Source organism: Nostoc sp. DedSLP04, assembly GCF_034530775.1.
Lineage (GTDB): Bacteria > Cyanobacteriota > Cyanobacteriia > Cyanobacteriales > Nostocaceae > Nostoc.
In genome coordinates, this window is record NZ_JAVRCL010000032.1 from 69,203 (window position 1) to 91,389 (window position 22,187).

Below are 22,187 nucleotides of genomic sequence, written 5' to 3' on the forward strand. Positions count from 1 at the left end.
TTTGAAGTAGATTTCCAGAAATCATCAAAATTTGGTTTTACTATTTAAGGATAGAAATAATCATGAAAAATAAAGTATTGTTTGGTGCCATCTTTATGGCAACTTGGGTAGGAACATTAATACCAAGCGCTTTTGCTGCCTCACCCTGTTCTGTAGGACAAAAGGCTGAGGTTCTTTGGAAGGAAACATGGTATTCGGCAACGGTACTTCAGGTTAATGATGACAAGTGCTATATTACCTACGATGGTTATGATAGTTCTTGGGATGAATGGGTTGGCACTGCACGCTTTCGGGCATCATTTCAAGCTGGCGATGCAGTGAGAATTTTGTGGAAGGGTAAATGGTATCCAGGGCAGGTTTTAGAAGTTAGCAACGATCTTTATAAAATTACTTATGATGGCTATGATAGTTCTTGGGATGAGTGGGTTGAACCTGCAAGAGTAAGCAGATAGAGAATATTTCATTTTTATAAGTTGAGAGGGGCGATTTCACCTGTTGAAGTCGTCCCTTAAAATTTAAAAGGGTGATTATAAACCGCAGCCACTCACCCCTAAAAGATTGGTTTGGCGTTGCTTTCCCGCCCTGAAATAAATTTCGGGCTAATAGCTCAAGTCCGTTGAAACGGACTGAAATCAGAGTAATCAGAAATGATGGGTTAGACCTTTTATTAATTCGCCAACAGTCTCATTTCCTTCGCCCTAGCTCTGTTAAACTGAGAATCATAAGTGAAATCTCGTATACTTTGGCAAACTTATGGAGCCAGTATCACTGACAGCTGCTGCGATCGCAACTTTGGTAATCATCAAAGCCTTTGAAAAAACTGGGGAAATCATCGGCGAAAAGGCTTGGAATGAAGGCGAAAAGTTGTTAGTTTTGCTGAAACGCAAGGAACCTAGCACGGCAAAGGTTATCGAACAGGCTAAAACGCAACCTTTAGATTACGGTCAAGCTTATCTTATTGGGCAGCAAGTAGAGGAAGCGGCAAAGAAAGATCCTGAAATTGCTCAAGCTGTTGAGGCGGTGGCGGATGCTGTTAAATCTCAACCTTCTATTATCCAGAATTTTACGAACACAGTTGATAAAAATTATGGCGGGAATGTCGGGAACGTTTCTAATGACAACCGCAATCAAACGTTTAACTTCTGACTACAGCCGCCCGAACGGGAACGGGTAAAGTTAAATCCCTCTACTGAAATACCGCAAAATTTGCCCCTGAGTGGGGTGGTGGAATTTGTCGGACGTGAAGAAGAATTGCAAAACCTCCACCAACTTTTGCAGGATAATAAACAAGTTGCGATCGCAGCAATAGCCGGTATGGGTGGAGTTGGTAAAACAGAACTCGCTTTACAATATGCCATCCAGCAACGCGAAACATATAACGGTGGGCTTTGCTGGTTGCTAGCAAAAACTGGGGATGTGGGCATTCAAGTTGTGCAGTTTGCCAGAACGCAGCTTGATTTAAACCCACCAGAAGATTTTGATTTACTCGCCCAAGTGCAATACTGTTGGCGGCGTTGGCATGAGGGTGATGTGCTGCTAGTGCTGGATGATGTCAGCGACTACGAGCAAGTTAAGCCTTACTTACAGTCCCTACCTTCTCGGTTTAAAGTGTTGATGACTACGCGCCAGAACTTGGGACGCATCGCGCAGTTATCTTTGGATGTGCTGCAACCAGAGGCGGCGCTGGAGTTGTTGAAGTCTTTACTCAAAGAAACACCAGAACGAATTGAGCGAGAATTAGCTTTAGCAAATCAGTTGTGTGAGTGGCTGGGATATTTACCTTTGGGTGTGGAATTAGTGGGGCGCTATCTGGCACGGAAACAGGATTTATCTTTAGCAGAAATGTTGCGGCGGTTGGAGAACAAGCGACTAGATGAGCGTTCCCTCTCTAAATCTAAGTCTGAAGCCGACATGACAGCACAACGAGGTGTGTTAGCAGCCTTTGAGTTGAGTTGGCAGGAATTAGAAGACGACGATAAACAATTGAGTTGTTTATTAAGTTTATTTGCAGCCGCACCCATACCTTGGAAGTTGGTGGAACAGTGTTTACCAGAAGATGCGGAAGATTTAGAAGAAATTAGAGACGATCGCTTGCTGAATCTGCATTTACTCCAACGCAAAGGTGAGGGAATCTATCAATTACATCCTCTACTGCGGGAGTTTTTTCAATACAAGTGTACAGGTTTAAATAAGAGAGAGGAATTAAAGCGATCGCTTTGTCGGGTAATGGTAGCAGTTGTTAAAGATATTCCTCAAACTCCCACCCTTAAACAAATCACCGATGTCACACCTGCAATACCTCATTTAGCTGAAGTAGCGAAAAATCTCATTCAATATGTCAGTGATGATGATTTAATTTGGGCTTTCACCAGTAATGCTAAATTTTATAGTGGTCAAGGTTTATATAACCAAGCTTTACCTTGGTATGAGCAGTGTTTAGAAGTCACTAAAAAGCGCTTGGGTGAAGAACATCCAGATGTCGCACAAAGTCTCAACAACCTCGCGTTTCTCTACAACTCCCAAGGCAGATACAGCCAAGCCGAACCCCTTTTAATCCGAGCTTTGGCACTTAGGCGCAAGCTGCTGGGTGAAGAACATCCAGATGTCGCACAAAGTCTCAACAACCTCGCGTTTCTCTACAACTCCCAAGGCAGATACAGCCAAGCCGAACCCCTTTTAATCCGAGCTTTGGCACTTAGGCGCAAGCTGCTGGGTGAAGAACATCCAGATGTCGCACAAAGTCTCAACAACCTCGCGTTTCTCTACAACTCCCAAGGCAGATACAGCCAAGCCGAACCCCTTTTAATCCGAGCTTTGGCACTTAGGCGCAAGCTGCTGGGTGAAGAACATCCAGATGTCGCACAAAGTCTCAACAACCTCGCGTTTCTCTACGACTCCCAAGGCAGATACAGTCAAGCCGAACCCCTTTACATCCAAGCTTTGGCACTCTACCGCAAGCTGCTGGGTGAAGAACATCCAGATGTCGCACAAAGTCTTAATAATCTAGCGTTACTCTACAACTCCCAAGGCAAATACAGCCAAGCCGAAACCCTTTTAATCCAAGCTTTGGCACTCAGGCGCAAGCTGCTGGATGAAGAACATCCAGATGTCGCACAAAGTCTCAACAACCTAGCGGGACTCTACAACTCACAAGGCAGATACAGCCAAGCCGAACCCCTTTTCCAACAAGCTTTGGCACTCTACCGCAAGCTGCTGGGTGAAGAACATCCAGATGTCGCACAAAGTCTCAACAATCTGGCAAAACTGTACTACTTACAAGGACGTTATACAGAAGCTGAACCGTTGTATTTGCAAGCTTTGGAGATTTTTGAGCAACGATTAGGGGTAGATCATCCCTCGACTATGAAGTGTTGTGAGAATTTAGCAAATCTTCGCGATCGCCTCCCTCCAAATCCAGAATAAGCTAGTTTTGTGCAAAGCGTACCGCGATCAAACTGAAAAGTGCGTTAGCGAAGCTCACCGAAGGTATCGCTTTAACTCGGACTTTCCTGTTCTGAACTCTGAGGTAGAATGAGGCTCCCCAATCTACGCCAGTTTTAGTTTTTAGCCTTAACCCAAGCGTATTGTTATATAGGCAATCGCCTCACTCGGAAAGTTTCATTACTTACAGAAATAATTGCCCCTAACTCTAAATCTTCCTGACATTCACTTAAAACTTGCGTCAACCGTTCATTAATTGCATCATAATTTTCGTTCCCCAACCTAAACAAAATCACACTGGGTAAACTCTCCCCACTCACGGCTAAAAGTTGGGCAAAATCTAAATCTATAGTTAATAAAATTCTTCCTTCTGCACGGGCTTTAATTAAAATCTCATCATCTGGTAGTCTTTGCAAACCTTCATCGCGCAAATGCACTACATCATAACCAGCACCACGCAACCAAGTTACAGTGCGTAGTGAAATTCCTATATCTGCCAAAAACTTCATTATTACTTGTTAAGCACTTTTGAAGGTATAAACTCGTTCTTGAGTCAACCATGCTGCATAAAGAAGAGATTGACAAATATCTTCTGCTTCTAAATCAGGATATTCTTCTAAAATTTCTTCTGTGGACTTTCCATAAGCTACCAAATTTACCACTAAAGAAACCGGAATTCGCATCCCGCGAATGCAAGCTTGTCCAGCCATAATGCTAGGGTCAAATGTAATTCTCTCCAGACCTAACATAAACGATCGCTCCAAAATCTTTTTTATCGCTCTGAGGTGCAATGATGATATTGTAAAACCTAGCGCTCTATTTTTGATTGTAAACCCATAAGCGATCGCCTCCCCCAAATCCAGAATAAGCTAGTTTTGTGCAAAGCATACCGTAGTAAAACTGAAAAGTGCGTTAGCGTTCGCAAAGCGTCTCGTAGAGAAGCTCACCGTTCGCGTAGCGTCTCGTAGAGAAGGTATCGCCTAGACTAAAATTCATATTGAACTAAGTAAAAATGCCATTCGACTTACTCAAAATGAGCTTTTACTTACTCAAAATAAGCTTTTGCTTTCTCAAAAGCAGCTTTTACTTTCTCATTTTGGTGTTTTCCGCAAGCAAAAGCAGCTTTTACTTATTAAAACCCCAGTTTGCTTTCTCATTTTGGTGTTTTCCGCAAGCAAAAGAAGCTTTGACTTACTCAAAAGCAGCTTTTGCTTTCTCATTTTAGTGTTTTCCGCAAGCAAAAGCAGCTTTTACTTACTCAAACCCCAGTTTGCTTACTCATTTGAGTAATTCACGCATTCATTTTGGTATATCATTGAGCCGAAAGCTGGCGATGCTCTAGAAAAGAAGTGTAAATCTATAAGCGATCGCTATTATGTGGTTGTGAATGATGGAGAGCAAGGTCTCCCTTAACAAAAAATGAGCTACGATCAATCATAGTAATTATCTTCACAAACACAGCAATGTTAATTACAATTTAGGATTACTCAAGTAAATCAAATCCCTTTTCGCTTCTCAATTTTCTGTCAAAAGTCACGGTTAAACTACAACCAGAATGTTGAGCCATTGCCCCAATTAAATAATCAGAAAAATCTGCACTTCCCTGTTTAAATCTTTGTAATGCTTGATAAACTAAAGAGCGATTTTCTAGCTCAAATACCGAACATTGCAGCATTAATTCTATAGTGTTACTAATTTCTTCTCTACTAAATTGATAAGGATTACTTCGTAAAACCCAAACCAATTCACAAAGAACTATATTAGCAACAAAACATTGCTCTCCCCCTTCGATAATTTCAGCAGCTTGCTCCCACTGCTTTTCATCATCTTTTGTCAAGTAGCGCACTAAAATATTTGTATCAAGTCCAATCACTTGAGCCTTCTTTAATTGCAGCTTCCATTTCTTCTAAAGTTGCGCTTTTCATTCCCGGACGGTGTAAAATCCCTGATAAACTTTGGATAGAGATATTCAGGGGAATTAATTTAACTATTCCATTTTCATCAATGACAAAATCAACCTTACTACCTGTATCAAGGTTAAGATAATCCCTAATTTCTTTAGGAATAGTTACTTGCCCTTTAGTGGTGATGGTCGCACTAGCCATTATCCAGGTTCCTTACATAAGTTCCTTACCTGATTATAAAGTCTACTGCGCCTACTAACGCATCGCCACAAATAAATCGGCACAATAAAACACAATAAAACACAATACAACCTTTAAAATATGATAGCCTCGCCCCAACAAAACTATCTTACAGCTGAAGAATACCTCCAAATGGAGGAACAAAGCGATATCAAGCATGAATATATAGACGGCTACATCTATGCAATGCCTGAAGTACTCGATCCACATGTTACCGTTGCTGGAAACCTTGCCGTTCTCCTCCGTAATCATGTGCGCGGCTCTGATTGTCGTGTTTACATCGCTGACATGAAAGCCAGAATTGAATCTTTGAATCGCTTTTATTATCCTGATGTGATGGTTACTTGCGATCCACGCGATCGAGAAACGCCAGGTTATAAAAGATTTCCCTGTTTAATTGTCGAAGTTTTATCTAATTCTACCGAAGCTGTCGATCGGGGCGATAAATTCGCTGATTATCAAACACTCGAAAGTCTGCAAGAATATGTTTTAATTAATACAAAACGTCAGCGAGTTGAGTGTTTTCGACGTAATGAACAAGGGTTATGGGTTTTACAATCTTACACAGCAGAGCATCAATCATTTCGACTCAATAGCGTGGATTTTGAGGAAACAATGGCCACACTCTATGAAGATGTAGTTTTTGAATAATCAATTATTATAAAGTATTCGACGCAATATTTAGTAAAATATATAACTGATAAGCCTTGAAAGCTTCCTTACTAGGCGGAAGCGTTGATGAAAGCAGGCACAATTGATTAAAAAAAGTTATGGCGCTCATAGTTCAGAAATACGGTGGTACATCTGTCGGTTCAGTGGAACGTATTCAAGCTGTTGCACAGCGTGTTTATAAAACTGTTCAAGCTGGAAACTCTATTGTCGTAGTGGTTTCGGCAATGGGCAAAACCACCGATGGACTCGTCAAACTAGCTACTGAAATTTCTCCAAATCCTAATCGCCGGGAAATGGATATGCTGCTTTCTACTGGCGAACAAGTAACCATTGCCTTACTCAGTATGGCTTTGCAGGAACTCGGACAAACCGCAATTTCCATGACTGGCGCTCAGGTAGGAATTGTTACCGAAGCTGAACACAGCCGCGCTCGGATTTTGCATATTGAAACTACTCGCCTAACTCGCCACATAAATGCAGGTAAAGTAGTTGTAGTAGCTGGCTTCCAAGGTATCTCTAGCGTCGGAGAGATGGAAATTACGACTTTGGGGCGCGGTGGTTCCGACACTTCAGCAGTGGCGATCGCAGCCGCATTAAAAGCAAATTTTTGTGAAATTTATACAGATGTACCAGGTATTCTCACTACAGATCCCCGGTTGGTTGCCGAAGCTCAGTTGATGGATGCTATCAGCTGCGATGAAATGTTGGAATTAGCTAGCTTGGGCGCAAAAGTACTGCATCCCCGTGCTGTGGAAATTGCCCGTAACTATGGGGTTCCCCTTGTAGTTAGGTCTAGTTGGACGGATCAACCAGGTACTTGGGTGACATCAGCCAAACCCCAAGGGCGATCGCTAATCAATCTGGAAATTGCCCGTCCTGTAGATCATGTAGAATTTGACACTAACCAAGCAAAGGTCGCTTTGTTGCGCGTACCCGATAAACCAGGTGTGGCAGCTAGGTTATTTGGCGAAATTTCTCGGCAAAAAGTAGATGTAGATTTGATTATTCAGTCAGTTCATGAAGGTAACAGTAATGACATTGCCTTTACTGTCACCACACCAATATTAAAACGGGCAGAAGCAGTAGCAACAGCGATCGCCCCAGCACTGAGGAGTCAATCTAACCCCAAATCTGACGAAGCCGAGGTAATGGTAGAACATAACATTGCCAAAGTCAGCATCGCAGGTGCAGGAATGATTGGCCGTCCTGGTGTAGCTGCAAAGATGTTCGCCACATTAGCTGAAGCAGGCGTGAACATTCAAATGATTTCCACCAGCGAAGTGAAAGTAAGTTGTGTAGTCAATGCAGCAGAATGCGATCGCGCCGTCTTAGCACTTTGCGCCGCTTTTGAGATCGAAGCAGGGAAAGGGGGGACAAGGGGACAAGGGGGACAAGGAGGACAAGGGGGACAAGGAAGAATCATTGAAGAAACTTCTCCCTTATCTCCCCCCTCTCCCTTGTCTCCCTTATCTCCTCCCTCTCCCCCGGTTCGCGGTGTCGCCCTCGATTTGAATCAAGCGCGTCTTGCGATTCGCCAATTGCCAGATCGTCCGGGAATGGCGGCGAAGTTGTTTGGATTATTAGCGCAACATAATATTAGTGTTGATATGATTATCCAATCTCAGCGTTGCCGGGTGATTGATGGTGTTCCCAGACGAGATATTGCTTTTACAGTCTCGCAGATAGACGGGGAAAATGCCAAAAAAATGCTGACTCAAGTAGCGGCAGAGTTAGGATGGGGTGAAGTTGTTTTAGATAGTGCGATCGCTAAAGTAAGTATTGTCGGTGCAGGGATGGTAGGACAACCAGGCGTTGCCGCTAAAATGTTTGAAGCTTTAGCTCAACAACAAATCAATATTCAAATGATTGCCACCTCAGAAATCAAAATTAGTTGTGTTGTGGCACAAGAGCAAGGTGTTAAAGCTTTGCAAGCCATTCATGCAGCCTTTGAACTGGCTGGTAGCGAGAAATTTGTCGTGCCAGCGTAAAATCTGAATCAATGAGCTTTCACCCTAAATCCCTCTCCCAAGCTTAGGCTACCGTGTTTACACAAGTCAAATTACCCCCCTTAATCCCCCCTTGTAAAGGGGGGAAATAAGAAATCTAGTTCCCTCCCCTTTATAAGGGGAGGGTTAGGGTGGGGTAAAACCTTGGGTTTTTCAGCTATTTCAGACTTGTGTATACACCTTAGCTCCCAAGCTTGAGAGAGGGACTTTGCAATATACACGCGGTAGCAGCCCGCGCATCGCTCTCATTTGAAGTTACTTAATAAATAAATATTTATATTTTAAAATCAGTAGTAATAACACTTAAGCTATAATCGAACAATTTATCAGACTATAATTTTATATTGATGAATAGTCATTTACTAGATGAACATTATCAAATACTAAAAGTTCTCAATGATGGGGAAAAAGAGAAAACCTATCTAGTTGAAGATGTTAATCTTAATGGTGAAGAATTTATAGTAAAGCAGTTATCTCTTCCTAATAGCAATCCTCAAGCTTTAACAATCCTACGCCGCTTGTTTGCCAGCAAGGCAGAAACTTTAGAAAAACTCGGACAAGAACACGATAAAATTCAAAAGCTCATTGCTTCTTTTGAAGAAAATGAAGAATTTTATCTAGTCCAAGAATTCATACCTGGTAATCCTTTAACTGACGAAATTATCCAGGGACAACTTATAAAAGAAGACCAAGTAACTAGTCTTTTGTCAGAGATATTAGAAACTTTGGTAGTTATACATAGCTATGGCATAATTCATCGAAATATTACACCAGCAAATATTATTCGCCGGGAATCAGATAAAAAGTTAGTTTTGGTTAATTTGGGTACTTTTAATGAAGCAACCGATAATACTGTTGAAAATTCCGAGTATATGCCTATAGAGCAAATTAACGGCAACCTCAAATACAACAGTGATATATATGCTTTGGGTCTTGTTGCGATCGCAGCACTAAAAGGTTTACCTACAAAGGAAATATCTAATTTGCGAAGTCACAAAAATAAGCTGACAGGTGAAATACTTTGGCGCGATAAAAATCTCAAAGTTAACAGAAAATTAGCAAAAATTATTAATAAAATGGTGCGTTTTGACTATCGTAAACGCTACCAGTATGCAACCGAAGTTTTAGACGACCTGAAAAAGTTAATAAATGTTGATGACGAGCGACAAAAACAGCATCAGAAAAAATTATTACTAGTTCTAGCAGGGATAGCTGGCTGTATTACCCTTAGTGTTGTAGCGTGGCAATTGAGATCGCCAAAACTTGTAAGTGATGCTCAAAAGACATTATACCAAGAGGGCGTAAATAAATATGAGTTAGGAAACTATGAAGAAGCAGTTGAAGATTTCAATCAAGCTATTAAATTAGATCCGCAAAACGCTTTAGCTTATAATAGGCGAGGTGATGCTTATTATCGATTAGGAGACTACGAGCAAGCACAAGCAGATTCTAGCCAAGCCATTTTACTTAATCCTCAAGATGCTAATGCCTATTTTGACCGAGGATTTGCTTTTTCGGCATTAGGCAAATATAAAGAAGCGATCGCAGATTATACTCAAGCAATTAAGTTCAATTCTAAAGATGCTTATGCTTACTATGGACGAGGATTAGCTCGTGCTCAATCGAAGGATAATAAAGGTGCAATTGAAGATTTTAGCAAAGCGATCGCTCTTAAACCCCAGTATACCGAAGCCTACTTGCAACGAGGTATTCTCCACCGTCGCCTCAAACAAAGACTCGAAGCAATCCAAGATTTTGATAAAGTAATTAAGATTAATCCTAGCGATGCCAAAGCTTATTATCAAAGGGGTTTAACTCAATCTATTAATCAACAAAAAGATGAAGCAATTAAAGATTACACAGATGCAATCAACATCAATCCCAAATACATAGAAGCTTATCTGAATCGTGGTGATATTTACAGCGATCTGGGAAATCAAGTAGAAGCTACTGAAGATTACAACACTATTTTACAGATAGATCCTAAATTTATTGCAGCTTATATTCACAGAGGTATTCACCGCTTTTCTTTTGGAGATTATAAAGGCGCTATTCAAGATTATACTGAAGCACTAAAACTAGATACTAATAATATAGCAGCTTACAACAACCGTGGTAACGCTTATCTGGAACTGGGAAATAAAAAAGCTGCAAATCAAGATTATTCACGAGCGATCGCAATTAATCCTAACAACGCCTTAGCCTATTATAATCGGGGCGTGATTCGCACCAAGCAGAAAAATAAAACGGGTGCGATCGCAGATTTCAAAAAAGCTGCAAAACTATTCCAACGGCAAGGCGAACAAGATAGTTATCAAGATGCACGGCGGGAAATTGCAATTTTACAAAATAATTCAGCACCAGCGCCAACTAGTCGCCCAAAATCTGGGAAAATAGAAAAAAATTGAGCTACCACTCAATATAGTGTTGACTATCAACAGTCAAAACTCTTAGAGAGTGATTGTGCTATTTAAATGTGTTTTACTTTACAAATTTACGACTAGTACTTTATCAAACTAGTTTTGATGGTTTGTAGTAAGCACTTTATTGTTTAAAAAACAAGGACTAAAGTCCTGATTAATTACCATGAGTCACAGTATTTTATTACGACTCAATTAGGATTGCTATATGCTAATTCTCCTGACTTTTCATCCAGATAATCTGGAAATATTCAGCCATAGAGATGTCGATACAGTACTGAAACGAATTGATGGATCTCACAATATTTGGTTACGTTGCATTCACTTCCGCGATCGCACTGGAACAGCCAGGATTATCAAGCACTTTGGACTAAATCCATCTCGTGTTAACATGATTTTCAACCATTCTCCGGTAGGAATTGATGAAGATATAGAAGATTGTTTATTTGACAGCTATGAAATCCTAAGTTCTCAAATAAAAAATAATGAGTTTGAGGTGGTGCGTGGCAACATTGTAGTTGGAAATAATTTTATCATAACTTTTGAAATCACTGAATTAAAAATTTTAAGTATTTTAACTAATAATCTCCAAAAACGAACTTTAGATATTCAAAAATTAGGAATTGACTATCTTTTTTATCTCATATTTAAAGATATTTTAAATAATTACGAAACTGTATTTACCTATATTTCGAGAAAACTTGATGATTTAGAAGATGAAGTTTTAGACAATTCTGGTGATGAATCAACGTATCAAAAAATTGCCACAATGAGGCAATCTACTCGTTCTGGACGACGTAATTTTCAAAGCATCAAGTTACTTATGGCTATTATGGATAATGAAGATTTCCAATGGATCGGCCAGCCAGTGAAGGAACTATTCAATCAAGAATTGGTTCATCACGTTGATAAACTCTGGCAAGAATATCAAGCTATAAGAGCCTGGATGTCAGAATTAATGGAAATTCAACGCGATAATATTGCTAGTAAAACGGGCGAACGAATTAATCGCCTGACTATCTTATCGACCATCTTTTTGCCAATAACTTTTATATCTGGCTTCTATGGTATGAACTTCAAAAATATGCCGGAATTAGAACAGCCTTTGGCTTACCCTATGGTGATCTGTATGATGGCATTAATTGTGATTGGCAGTATTGCCTATGCTAAAAAACAACGTTGGTTGTAGTATTTATAAAGTTACTAATAAAAAAATTATAGATTTATTAAAAAAATCCTTTATCTGAGCCTGTCGGTGCAGAGAAAACTTTCATTAAGTAGACTGAATCAACCTTAAATCGGTAAACAAACGTGAACCTACCATTGATTATTCGTGCTGAAGAACACAACGAAAAAACTGCAATTGTGACAACAGACAGAGCATTTACCTATCGGGATTTGCTACACACTTCCAGTCAAATAGCAACAAGTCTTCTTCAAAATACAGAAGATTTACAAGAGCAGCGAGTTGCCTTTCTCATTCCGCCTGGGTTTGAATATGTAGCCACTCAATGGGGAATTTGGCGGGCTGGTGGCATAGCTGTACCTCTGTGTATTTCCCATCCACGCCCAGAATTGGAGTATGTAATTACTAATTCTGGAGCATCGATTATTATTGCTCATCCTAATTTTGAAGATATACTGCGTAGTTTACCGCCGCAGGCATCGCTTGCCCAAGAACACAATTTGCGATTTATTCTCACCTCAGAAACGCTCCCACATAATATTAGTCGCCTCCCAGAAGTAGATATCACTAGACGCGCTTTAATTCTCTACACTAGCGGTACAACAGGTAAACCCAAGGGTGTAGTTACGACTCACCAAAATATTCAAGCGCAAGTGACTAGCTTAACTACCGCTTGGGAATGGACATCTAGCGATCGCATTTTGCATATCCTGCCACTACATCATATTCATGGGATTATTAACGTACTCACTTGTGCTTTATGGGCTGGGGCGGAGTGCCATATATTGAGCAAATTTGATGCCGAAACCGTTTGGAGGCGAATTTGTGACGGTGACTTAACCTTATTTATGGCAGTACCAACAATTTATGTAAAGCTAATTGCGGCTTGGGAAACTGCCTCTAAGGAACGCCAAAAAATTATGTCAGCAGGCTGTGCTAAAATGCGCCTGATGGTTTCTGGCTCCGCAGCATTACCAGTTCAAGTTTTAGAAAAGTGGCAGACCATCAGCGGCCATTTTCTGCTAGAGCGCTATGGTATGACTGAAATTGGCATGGCGCTATCGAACCCTTTACACGGTGAACGATTATCTGGATATGTGGGGAAGCCTTTACCTCAAGTTGAAGTGAGATTAGTAGATGAGAACGGGGAGTTAGTTCCAGCCGGAACACCAGGAGAAATCCAAGTTAAAGGCCTTGGAGTGTTTATAGAATATTGGCAAAATCCCCAAGCAACCGCCAAAGCTTTCCAAGATGGCTGGTTCCGTACTGGAGACACCGCCGTAGTTGAGAATGGCAACTATCGCATTCTGGGACGGATGAGTGTGGATATCATCAAAACCGGAGGGTATAAAGTTTCCGCTTTAGAAATTGAAGAAGTACTGCGATCGCATCCAGATATTCAGGAATGTGCAGTGGTTGGGGTTACTGATTTAGAATGGGGCGAACGGGTGTGTGCCGCGTTGGTATTGCAAAGCTCACAACCTTTAACATTAAAAGCTTTCAGGAGTTGGGCAAAAGAGCGATTGGCTGTTTATAAAGTGCCAACCCAAATTTTGATAGTTGAAGAATTACCGCGCAATGCGATGGGGAAAGTTACTAAGCCGACGGTGGTTGAGCTATTTTGCTGATAGCGATCGTAAAATTATGAACATTTAGGATGACAAGTTATCCAAATCAAGTGGATCACTCTCAATATACTCCTTCCCTGTCATATCTTCCAGAGCTACTATCGAACCCTCTACAGATTGGAATCGCCCAGATTCAGGGATTAATTTCAACCACTGTTTGAGAAATTGATCCCATCCTATTCCCTCAAATTGATTCTGTTCCTCGTCTCGAATAAACCAAAATATTAGTCGAACTTCAGAGCTATTCCATGAAGGTTCTGCACGCACTCTAATTTCGCGTAAGGCACGAAGTGCTTCTCCTTCAGTGTTAGATTTATCATGCTTATCTCGCAGACGGTTTTGAAGCTTTTTAGCAAAGTCGTTGAAGTCGTCAGGGAAAGCAAATCGAGCACGTTTTCGTGTTAATGCTTGCCCAAATGCTCTAATCTCTTGATCGTTGCGACATCCTGGCTCACGCTCCCATTCTGCAACAACAGCCTTCTCTAATGTCATCCCACGATCGAGGTCAGCAACAAGATTAAATTTTGCAACTCCTGGAACATAAGCAAACTGAGGTCGCCTACTTCGCTGAATTTCAGACAAACGTTGCTCATTAACCTCCACCAGAGGTACCACCTCTATGAATGGACGATCAGCGCAAGAGCGTACAATATCGCATGTCTGTGTAACCACAACAAAACCCTTAACATCGGATTCCACAAGGTCAGTTTCTGATTCTGCAACATCATTAGAATCAGATGTCAAAGGGTATTGAGGATTAAAGCGATGGACAAACCAGTGTTCTCCAAGCACACAATCACCCTGACACCACTTCTGAAGAGTGGTGTCTATTTTCTGAATCCAAATATCACGCTCATTGACCACTACGATTTTTTCGACTCCTTACTGCTTTAGCAGGTCTGGATTGTCTAACTTCAAGATGGATTGGATCTTGGAGAGCGTCAACCAGTTCTGCTGGATTCTGTGGCCTACGTGCTGCGCGTGCATCTTCAGACAAAGGACTTAACTGTGGTCTTTGAGGTGCATTACCCGAACCAATAATCTGCTTGAATTCTTCGTATTTACCTACAATCATTAAGTCAAAAAGGGGTGTACCATTACTGCCAGGTTTCAGTAAAAGACTGCGATTGAGACTTGCACTTCCTCGATCAATGTATTGGATAGCACCTAAGACTCGATGAAGATGCTCCTCGTTAAAGCGGGATAACGGTTGCCCACTTGCCCAAAAATGAAGGCTTCTGCGTGAGACATTGAAGAGTTTAGCAAGTTGATCCCAGGTTAATCCACTCAATCTTCTCAGTTCGCTAAGAGCCTTCTGTGTTGATTCTGGAGAACTAGTTGATGGTAGAGTTAGCCCACTCGTTGTCATCTCTAAAGGGGCCAAAATATTCCTATTAGTTGCTATAGAATTAGCAGTGCTATTAGGAGCCATTAAAATTATAGGGGGAAAGCGATTAGGGGTAGATTTCTGCATAGCTCCAAGCGCAGAAGTTTCAGGTAATAGATCAAATGTTCTGTCTAGCAAATTACTCATAATTCACCTCCAAAGCGCCGCAAAAACTCATCAGTCACAGCCCATCGAAAGAATGTATAAATTCTTTCAGAAAATTGTTTTGCTTCATTCATCAAAGCTTCAACACTGAAATCTCGTTTCTTTGAAAGAGACATATCTAGATCCAGTATCCAGCTAGACTCAGCAAAAGGTTCAATTGCCGCAGGATCAAAAGTTGTATCAGCGGGAACGAGTCCCCACCTCGCAATAATTTGTTCCCCTCCATCGGGGATGATGAATAAAGATTGATTAATATTTTGATGAATATATTCTCTGAATCCAGCAGTTGCAATGCCAGCTATCTCAGGTTTTACCAGTAATGATAAATCATCTATATTTTGTCCAATAAGTCTGTCGATGTATCGCATACCGAATCGCTCAATAATGTCAATATTAGGATGAAAACTTTCTTTAAGAGCGATAAGTAAGCTTTCTAGACGTTCCATAAAATCACTGCGACTTGAGTAAACAGTTGTCTCAAGTGCCAAAAAATTGGGTGCTAATGAGACTCGCCAAGTTTCTGTTTTGTCCACAAATCGCCAAGTTATTTGAGGCACAGTTGGTACAACACCTTGAGGGCTAAAAACGAAGCCCTGAGTTTGCTCAGGCTGTAGATAAGGGTAATTTTCCCTAATCGCTTCTTGGAATAAACGAACAAATTCCTTATCTTCCATCGAAAGAATTGAAGGAAAGAGTACCTGCGCGATAACTCGAATCAGCGGGGCATTTTGTAACGGCACTTCCTTGGGTGGCTGTGCAATGAATGGATTGGTATTGACCACTTTCTACATCCTTTGCGAGGCTTCTAGAGAGATTGTGCATTATCGATCTTTACATCTATCGTAATGCCATAGTGTGAAGTGTAGTGTGAAGTTTAAGAAAGATTTTACTGTAAGATATTGCATAGCAGGAAAAAATTAGAGGAAGCCTAATATCTATATTGCTTCTCTAGTCGTAGTTATGTTTGTAAGCCGCATTATATCGAAGGTCTTGAGTAGTCGAAAAGCGTTGGTGCAGGCCGCCGCAGGCATTGCCCCTATCTAATTTCTTACCCCTTCGGTATTTTTGGTGGACACCAAAAGAGGTTTTTGCTGGACACACCAAGAGATTCTAAAATTCCTCGCATCACTTCTGTGCAGTACATCCAGTGTCCTAAATCGTCATACATGCGATCGGGATTAAACTCGACATTGTAATGCAGCACATTGGGAAGGTCTAAAAACTCATCATTGCTTTGGGGAGAAAGAAGCAAGAGATGAAATGGCTTCCCCTGACATTGTTTTTCCAGCTTGTTCACCAAATCTAACACACCACCGCGATCGCTAATTCCTGTGCGAACAAAAAGCACTTTGTCGCAGTGCCGCAGTGTATACCAAAACCTTTCAGCGCGTGCCGTGTAACGAACCCGCATCCGTTTATAGACGGGAGACATATCTTGAACAGCGTTGTCTGTCTCCTCAACTTCATGGGCAAAGGATAAACCCGACCATTTACCGTGGTAAATCCTGCCTGCATCAGGGCTGTAGTGCAGAAAAGCAGGGTTCCACATCTCATCAAAACCGGTTTCGATCGCATCTGCAACATCTGCAATATTAGTGGTGCGCGTTAGATCGAAGGGAAAGGCGGGGCCATCGTACTCCATCTTATACAACATCATACGGACGGCACAGCGATCGCCAAGGGGAAGAATTGCCACACGGCTGATATCTGATAAGTCACATTTGTATTGGAAAAATACCGCAGACTTAGGTGGTGCTTTCACCCGGCTTTCTAGCCCATCCTTACCAATCATCATCGTGCGAAAGGGGGCATCGGGATAAAGCGGATCTTCATAAACACCTGATGGCATGGCTTTAAGGGCATTGCAAACTTCCGTCCACATCGGCTGGATGTTGTACTCGTTATCTGATTCGTTGATTACCCAGAGGTGGCGTTCATCCGCTTGCAAAATCCCCAAATGCCCGTCATAGAATAAAACGTTGTTCGGCGAAAAAAGATTGAAGGCGGGACTATATTCTAAATCAGTATTTGGGGGGATGTTTATTGTAGTTGCGATCGCGCCATCCTCTACAACGAAGAAGGGGAGCGTTCCTGGTTGGGTATCCTTGGCAATGTAAATACCTGATATCAATCCAGCCTTACTTTGCAGTGCAGTTTGTAGTTCTTGCCAATAGGGAGCGATCGTGTAGCTGTATTGCGATCGATTAATAATCCGTAAACGCTTCTCTTCGATACAGACAGAAACATTAAAGCCCACATTATCAAAGTAAATGGGAAATTCATTCGGCTTGCGGAAGCGTTGTTTTTCTTTTGCTAATTCGTCTTTGTCAATATCGAATAGTTGCTGGTCGATCTGCTGATACATGAGGCTATGACCGACTGTGTTCGGGTGAGCCGGATCGAAGGATGTCCCCGCTTTCCATTTTCCTTGTCCATCATCTACAGCAGCCAACCAATCCAGTACAGGTACGCCCCAATTTAGCATCCGGTTGTGTGTGTCTTGAATCAGCCAGTAATGTTCCAGAGAATAATCACCGTTGGGATAGACTCCGCCCAGAATCGGGATTGCCCCGATGTCTCGCGTCATTTTCACAAGTTGCTGCAAGCCACTTTCAAACCGTCGCTGTACTGCTCGTCGTTCGTGAGGGGAACAGTAAGCTAACCCTTCGTTACCCAGAGATAGGGCAATGATGACGATATCCGGTTTTTCTGGGGTGACAAACCAAGGGAATCGAGCGATCGTTCTGCTGACATTCGCTCCCACCTCTGACACATTCACCAGTTTATGCCCATATTTTTGCTGTAAAGCTTGTGCCAACTGCCAAACCCAACCTTTCAAAAACCAGGCTTTATGACCTAATGCAACCGAACTACCAATGACTACGATTTTTAAACCTTCAGGCTCTCGATCCAGGGGGACTTTAACAGCAAGCTTCTCAATATATCCGAACGGATAAGGTTGTAAATAACCGAATGCGCCATCATCCACAATAATTGTGCTGGCACAATTTTTAGAATCGATTGGAATCCAGCGGTTTGTATCTAGTAAGCTCTCCCATTGGGCGTTGCCGTTGACATCGAATAGCACATACTTGTATTCAACTCTCTGTTGACCGCCTGACTCTTGAATGTCAATTTCATCTGTCCACCATAAAGGATAGCGATCGCCACTTGTACGCAGATGAACACATTTACTAATATCCCACAATCCCAACTCTGGAGTAGAACCCACCAGACCAATGGATTCGCCCGTTTGAGTGTATGCATTGATCTCGAATCGATACATAGAGTTTATCCTGATTTAGTGAGGACAATACCAAACGGCCAGCTGAATCCTTAAACCTGCTTTGAGAATATCACATAGAACTCTTAAGATTCCGGTATTAATCTTTTTAAGTATACTGAAGCTCTGATTTATATCACTCAAAGCTATAGCAGGCAAGCTTTTCAAAAATAAAATCGGCTCTTTATAGAAGAATCTTATACTGATTAAATATAATTTATTGTATTAAAAGTCATAACACAATTAAGAACAAATCAAAAAAAGGATAAGATTAAGTTAAATTGGTTCTATCGCTCTCTTTTATATAGTTAGAGCCAGAAAAGCATTTTTACGTAAGTGTTACAAATAGTTTCAATTGAAATTAATACTTGCCGAATAATTTTTAGCAATAATAAGTTAAGCGAGTTGAGATTTAGCTAAGTATGGATAACTTACCTCAAAACGATTCTAGCTCCCCTGCTGGGGGTGGTTTACCTGTGATTCAGTATTGGGTAGAAAAAACTCTCTCATCACAAGGGTTAAAATTATGGCAAACTCTCAATCATAAAAGTGCATGTTTATCCTGCGCTTGGGGCACGGGTGGACAAAAAGGAGGCTTTGTTAATGAAACGGGAGAATATTTACAACGCTGTGCTAAAAGTGTAGAGGCGATCGCTGCGGAATTGCAACCAGGAATTAAGCGAGATTTTTTCCGAGAAAAAAGCATTAGTGAATTACAAAAACTGACTTCTCAAGAATGCGATTCCTTGGGTAGATTAAGTTATCCTCTGATTCTCAGATCGGGTTCATCCCATTATCAACGTATAAGCTGGGAAGAAGTTTACCAGATCGCTACACAAGCCTTTAATTTCCCACCAGCACGAATTGCTAGTTATAGTTCTGGACGCTCATCTAATGAAGCTGCCTATTTACTACAATTATTAATGCGATCGCTAGGTAGTAATAATCTAGCAGACTGTTCAGATTTGTGTCACGCACCCTCAACAGTGGGATTAAAAAAAGTTTTCGGCTCAGGTACATCGATGGTGAGTTTAGAAAACCTAAAACATAGTGATTGTATAGTTCTAATTGGTTCTAACGCCCCTGCAAATCATCCACGACTGATGAACGAATTGATCGAATTGCGGGAAAGAGGCGGGAAAGTAATTATTATTAATCCCCAAATTGAAATTGGTTTAGTTAAATTTGCGTCTCCTGCATTTCCGATCAAATCTTTACTCACAGGAGGTTCTGATATATCTTCTTTATATTTACAACCAATTCCTGGTAGTGATGCTGCATTATTTGTCGGTTTACAAAAATCTTTGATTGAACAGAATTTAATTAAAATAGAATATCTGAAATCCTATACACAAAATTGGCAAACAATTGTAAATTACGCTAATAATATCTCGTGGGATAACATCACTAGCACCTGTGGCTTATCCCAAGAAGAAATCACAGCAACAGCTTATATAATTGGTAAATCAACGCGTGTAGTTTTTGCCTGGGCAATGGGTATAACTCAACACTCTAACGGCGTGGATAATATTTTTAGTATTGCTAATACAGCCTTAATTACAGGTAACGCTGGTAAAATTGGTGCTGGGACAATGCCCATTCGAGGACATTCCAATGTGCAAGGCTTTGGTTCAATGGGTGTTACTGTAAACTTGCGAGAAGAAATCAAACAAGCACTATCTCAATTATTAGGAAAAACTCTAAATGAAACTCCTGGCTATCATACCCGTGACTTGATCGCAGCAGCAGAATTAGGAAAGATAGATACACTGTTTTGTTTAGGAGGAAATTTGTATGCAGCTAATCCAGACTTACAGCAAGTAAAACAGGCATTATCGCAAATAGAAACCATATTTTATGTAGCTACAAAACCCAACTTAGGACATTTCCACGGATTAGCGAAACAGCAAACTTTAATATTACCTGTATTCAATCGATTTGAAAATCCTCATAAAACAACAACTGAATCGGGTAATAATTTTGTGCGGTTAAATGATGAAGGTAAAAGTCATTTAAAAGCGCCTAATGCCGATCTAATTTCGGAAATAGAATTAATCACAGAAATTGCTCATCATTTACATAGTGAAACACCGATAAATTGGCGTAAGCTGCAAGATACAGCTTATGTTAGAGAATTAATTGCTAAAACTATTCCTGGCTATAAGAAGATTGGCACAATTGACCAAACTAAGCAGGAGTTTATCATTGAAGGGCGGATTTTGGATGAACCGAAATTTCCCACACCTGATGGTAAAGCACAAATGTTTGTCACACCTTTACCGCAATTATCAGTACCAACTAAAGCAGCGTTTGGTGTGGCAGAAAATCAGCCAGGAATTGTGGTAATTTTAGGAACAGGGCGCAGCTATGGTCAACATAATACTGTAGTTTATCGCAGTGAAGATAAATATCGAGGTATGCCTCATCGTCACTGTATTTTAATGAATTCTCTAGATGTCAAAAAAGCGGAATTTCAGGAGCATCAGCGAGTAATAGTGAAAGGAGATCGAGAAGAATTAGACAATATTGAAATTATTTGTGGGGCGATTCTTGAAGGTGTAGCTTTTATGTTTTATCCTGAAGCTAATATTCTATTTAAAGCAAAAATTGATCCGCAAAGTGGCACACCTGCTTATAAAAGAGTTCCAGTTTGTATTATAGGTTCTCGACTTCTTTAAGAACAGGCGAATCCAGGCTTTGAGTTTTTGTTGTTTGTAGACATCAGTTAAATTATTGAGAGTAAATTGTAATAAATAAACTTATTACCCGTTGTTTCAGAAGACTTTAAATGCTTATTCCACAATCAGTTTTGTTACTACTCAGCTAGGATGTGCCTGAATACAAGCATCAGAAAAACATAAATAAATATTAATATCTTAATAGTTATATATAAGTTAAGAGTTAAATAATCTTAGGAGAAATAAAAATACCTGGGATTTGCATCGGCAGTTGTATTTGCTGCTAGATAGTAGTGATGCAGATCCTTTCTCAACCTAGAATAACAATTTTTTAGCTGGTACTGGCAGGCATCCTGAGTCGGTGACTGCCGATAAACCTTGCGTTTGAACATGAAGGGAGCAACAATGAGTAGTAATCTAGCCATCAAACTGCGCTCTGGAACTCAACAAGCCCACACATCAGCGGAAAATGTGGCATTCATGAAATGTTTTTTGCAAGGAGTTGTGGATAGAGACTGCTTCGCTAAATTCTTAAGCAACTTGTATTACGTCTACAGCGAACTAGAAGCGGCATTAGAGAGCCATAGAGAACATCCTGTGATTAGTGCGGTTTACTTTCCTGAACTTAATCGCCAATCCTCACTCGAAAAAGACATGGTGTTCTATTATGGGGATAACTGGAGAGAGCAAGTTACAGCCTCACCTGCTGCCCAGAGCTACATTGACCGCATTCGGGAAATTTCTGCTAGTGAACCAGCCTTATTGCTAGGTCATGCCTACACTCGCTACATGGGCGATCTTTCTGGGGGTCAAATGCTACAAAAAGTTGCTCAGTCAGCCCTAAAGCTTTCTGGGTATGAAGGCACATCCTTTTACAACTTTGAGCAAATTCCTGACAAAAAGGCATTTAAGGATAAGTATCGTCAGGCATTAAATGCATTACCCGTTGATGATATAACAGCAGAACGGATTGTTGCAGAAGCTAATAATGCCTTTGGGTTCAATTTAAAGATGGCTCAAGAGTTAGAGGGAAGTTTAATTAAAGCACTCGGTCAAGTTCTCTTTAATAGCCTCACTCGTTCTCAAAATTCAGGTAGCACTGAAATAGCTGCGGCTAATTAATTTTGTCATTTGTCATTTGTCATTTGTCATTTGTCATTTGTCATTTGTCATTTGT

At 40.9% G+C, this 22,187-nt stretch carries 18 protein-coding genes; 10 read left to right on the plus strand and 8 right to left on the minus strand.

Annotation, left to right across the window (positions count from 1 at the left end; genetic code table 11):
* The first annotated feature begins 62 nt into the window (after positions 1-62).
* The 3 genes from RMX89_RS19150 to RMX89_RS19160 all read left to right on the plus strand — a co-directional run bounded on the left by RMX89_RS19150 (position 63) and on the right by RMX89_RS19160 (position 3,423).
* Positions 63-452 (plus strand): Tudor-knot domain-containing protein, encoded by a 390-nt coding sequence (locus RMX89_RS19150; RefSeq protein WP_322690051.1) that lies wholly within the window; start codon positions 63-65, stop codon positions 450-452.
* A gap of 301 nt (positions 453-753) precedes the next feature.
* Positions 754-1,146 (plus strand): hypothetical protein, encoded by a 393-nt coding sequence (locus RMX89_RS19155; protein ID WP_322690052.1) that lies wholly within the window; start codon positions 754-756, stop codon positions 1,144-1,146.
* Positions 1,147-1,206: 60 nt separating this feature from the next.
* Positions 1,207-3,423 carry a tetratricopeptide repeat protein gene (locus RMX89_RS19160; RefSeq protein ID WP_322690053.1) on the plus strand — a complete coding sequence of 739 codons (2,217 nt, stop codon included), beginning with the start codon at positions 1,207-1,209 and terminating at the stop codon, positions 3,421-3,423.
* A 164-nt stretch (positions 3,424-3,587) separates the two neighbouring features.
* Here the strand turns inward: RMX89_RS19160 and RMX89_RS19165 are convergent, their stop codons facing one another.
* The 4 genes from RMX89_RS19165 to RMX89_RS19180 form a co-directional block, all read right to left on the minus strand.
* The gene (locus tag RMX89_RS19165) at positions 3,588-3,950 is read right to left on the minus strand and encodes a DUF5615 family PIN-like protein (RefSeq protein WP_322690054.1); all 363 of its coding nucleotides are present in this window, start codon (positions 3,948-3,950) and stop codon (positions 3,588-3,590) included.
* Between the two features lie 9 nt (positions 3,951-3,959).
* The gene (locus RMX89_RS19170; RefSeq protein WP_322690055.1) at positions 3,960-4,190 is read right to left on the minus strand and encodes a DUF433 domain-containing protein; all 231 of its coding nucleotides are present in this window, start codon (positions 4,188-4,190) and stop codon (positions 3,960-3,962) included.
* A 734-nt stretch (positions 4,191-4,924) separates the two neighbouring features.
* Positions 4,925-5,314 (minus strand): type II toxin-antitoxin system VapC family toxin, encoded by a 390-nt coding sequence (locus RMX89_RS19175; RefSeq protein WP_322690056.1) that lies wholly within the window; start codon positions 5,312-5,314, stop codon positions 4,925-4,927.
* Positions 5,301-5,546 (minus strand): AbrB/MazE/SpoVT family DNA-binding domain-containing protein, encoded by a 246-nt coding sequence (locus RMX89_RS19180; protein ID WP_289794873.1) that lies wholly within the window; start codon positions 5,544-5,546, stop codon positions 5,301-5,303. Before RMX89_RS19180 ends, RMX89_RS19175 begins: the two co-directional genes overlap by 14 nt.
* 120 nt (positions 5,547-5,666) lie before the next feature.
* Between RMX89_RS19180 and RMX89_RS19185 the strand changes: the two genes are divergently transcribed.
* The 5 genes from RMX89_RS19185 to RMX89_RS19205 all read left to right on the plus strand — a co-directional run bounded on the left by RMX89_RS19185 (position 5,667) and on the right by RMX89_RS19205 (position 13,497).
* Positions 5,667-6,236 (plus strand): Uma2 family endonuclease, encoded by a 570-nt coding sequence (locus tag RMX89_RS19185; RefSeq protein ID WP_322690057.1) that lies wholly within the window; start codon positions 5,667-5,669, stop codon positions 6,234-6,236.
* A 119-nt stretch (positions 6,237-6,355) separates the two neighbouring features.
* On the plus strand, positions 6,356-8,245 hold the full coding sequence (locus RMX89_RS19190; RefSeq protein WP_322690058.1) for an aspartate kinase: 1,890 nt from the start codon (positions 6,356-6,358) through the stop codon (positions 8,243-8,245).
* A gap of 365 nt (positions 8,246-8,610) precedes the next feature.
* On the plus strand, positions 8,611-10,671 hold the full coding sequence (locus tag RMX89_RS19195) for a tetratricopeptide repeat protein (protein WP_322690059.1): 2,061 nt from the start codon (positions 8,611-8,613) through the stop codon (positions 10,669-10,671).
* Positions 10,672-10,891: 220 nt separating this feature from the next.
* Complete coding sequence (locus RMX89_RS19200) at positions 10,892-11,872, plus strand: magnesium transporter CorA family protein (RefSeq protein ID WP_322690060.1); 981 nt, start codon at positions 10,892-10,894, stop codon at positions 11,870-11,872.
* A gap of 122 nt (positions 11,873-11,994) precedes the next feature.
* Positions 11,995-13,497: an acyl-CoA synthetase gene (locus tag RMX89_RS19205; protein ID WP_322690061.1), complete on the plus strand. Its 1,503-nt coding sequence runs from the start codon at positions 11,995-11,997 to the stop codon at positions 13,495-13,497.
* A 24-nt stretch (positions 13,498-13,521) separates the two neighbouring features.
* Here RMX89_RS19205 and RMX89_RS19210 read toward each other — a convergent pair whose 3' ends face one another.
* The 4 genes from RMX89_RS19210 to RMX89_RS19225 form a co-directional block, all read right to left on the minus strand.
* Complete coding sequence (locus RMX89_RS19210; protein ID WP_322690062.1) at positions 13,522-14,361, minus strand: hypothetical protein; 840 nt, start codon at positions 14,359-14,361, stop codon at positions 13,522-13,524.
* Positions 14,351-15,031 carry an XRE family transcriptional regulator gene (locus RMX89_RS19215; protein WP_322690063.1) on the minus strand — a complete coding sequence of 227 codons (681 nt, stop codon included), beginning with the start codon at positions 15,029-15,031 and terminating at the stop codon, positions 14,351-14,353. The genes RMX89_RS19210 and RMX89_RS19215 overlap by 11 nt, the downstream gene beginning before the upstream one ends.
* A complete protein-coding gene (locus tag RMX89_RS19220; RefSeq protein WP_322690064.1) occupies positions 15,028-15,831 on the minus strand; it encodes a TIGR04255 family protein in 804 nt (267 codons plus the stop codon). The genes RMX89_RS19215 and RMX89_RS19220 overlap by 4 nt, the downstream gene beginning before the upstream one ends.
* 266 nt (positions 15,832-16,097) lie before the next feature.
* A complete protein-coding gene (locus RMX89_RS19225; protein WP_322690065.1) occupies positions 16,098-18,335 on the minus strand; it encodes a DUF1796 family putative cysteine peptidase in 2,238 nt (745 codons plus the stop codon).
* 419 nt (positions 18,336-18,754) lie between these two features.
* Here RMX89_RS19225 and RMX89_RS19230 point away from each other — a divergent pair, with 419 nt between their 5' ends.
* Together RMX89_RS19230 and RMX89_RS19235 are read left to right on the plus strand one after the other, a co-directional pair.
* Positions 18,755-21,010: an FdhF/YdeP family oxidoreductase gene (locus RMX89_RS19230; protein ID WP_322690066.1), complete on the plus strand. Its 2,256-nt coding sequence runs from the start codon at positions 18,755-18,757 to the stop codon at positions 21,008-21,010.
* 405 nt (positions 21,011-21,415) lie between these two features.
* Positions 21,416-22,132 (plus strand): heme oxygenase (biliverdin-producing), encoded by a 717-nt coding sequence (locus RMX89_RS19235; protein WP_322690067.1) that lies wholly within the window; start codon positions 21,416-21,418, stop codon positions 22,130-22,132.
* The last annotated feature ends 55 nt before the right edge of the window (positions 22,133-22,187 follow it).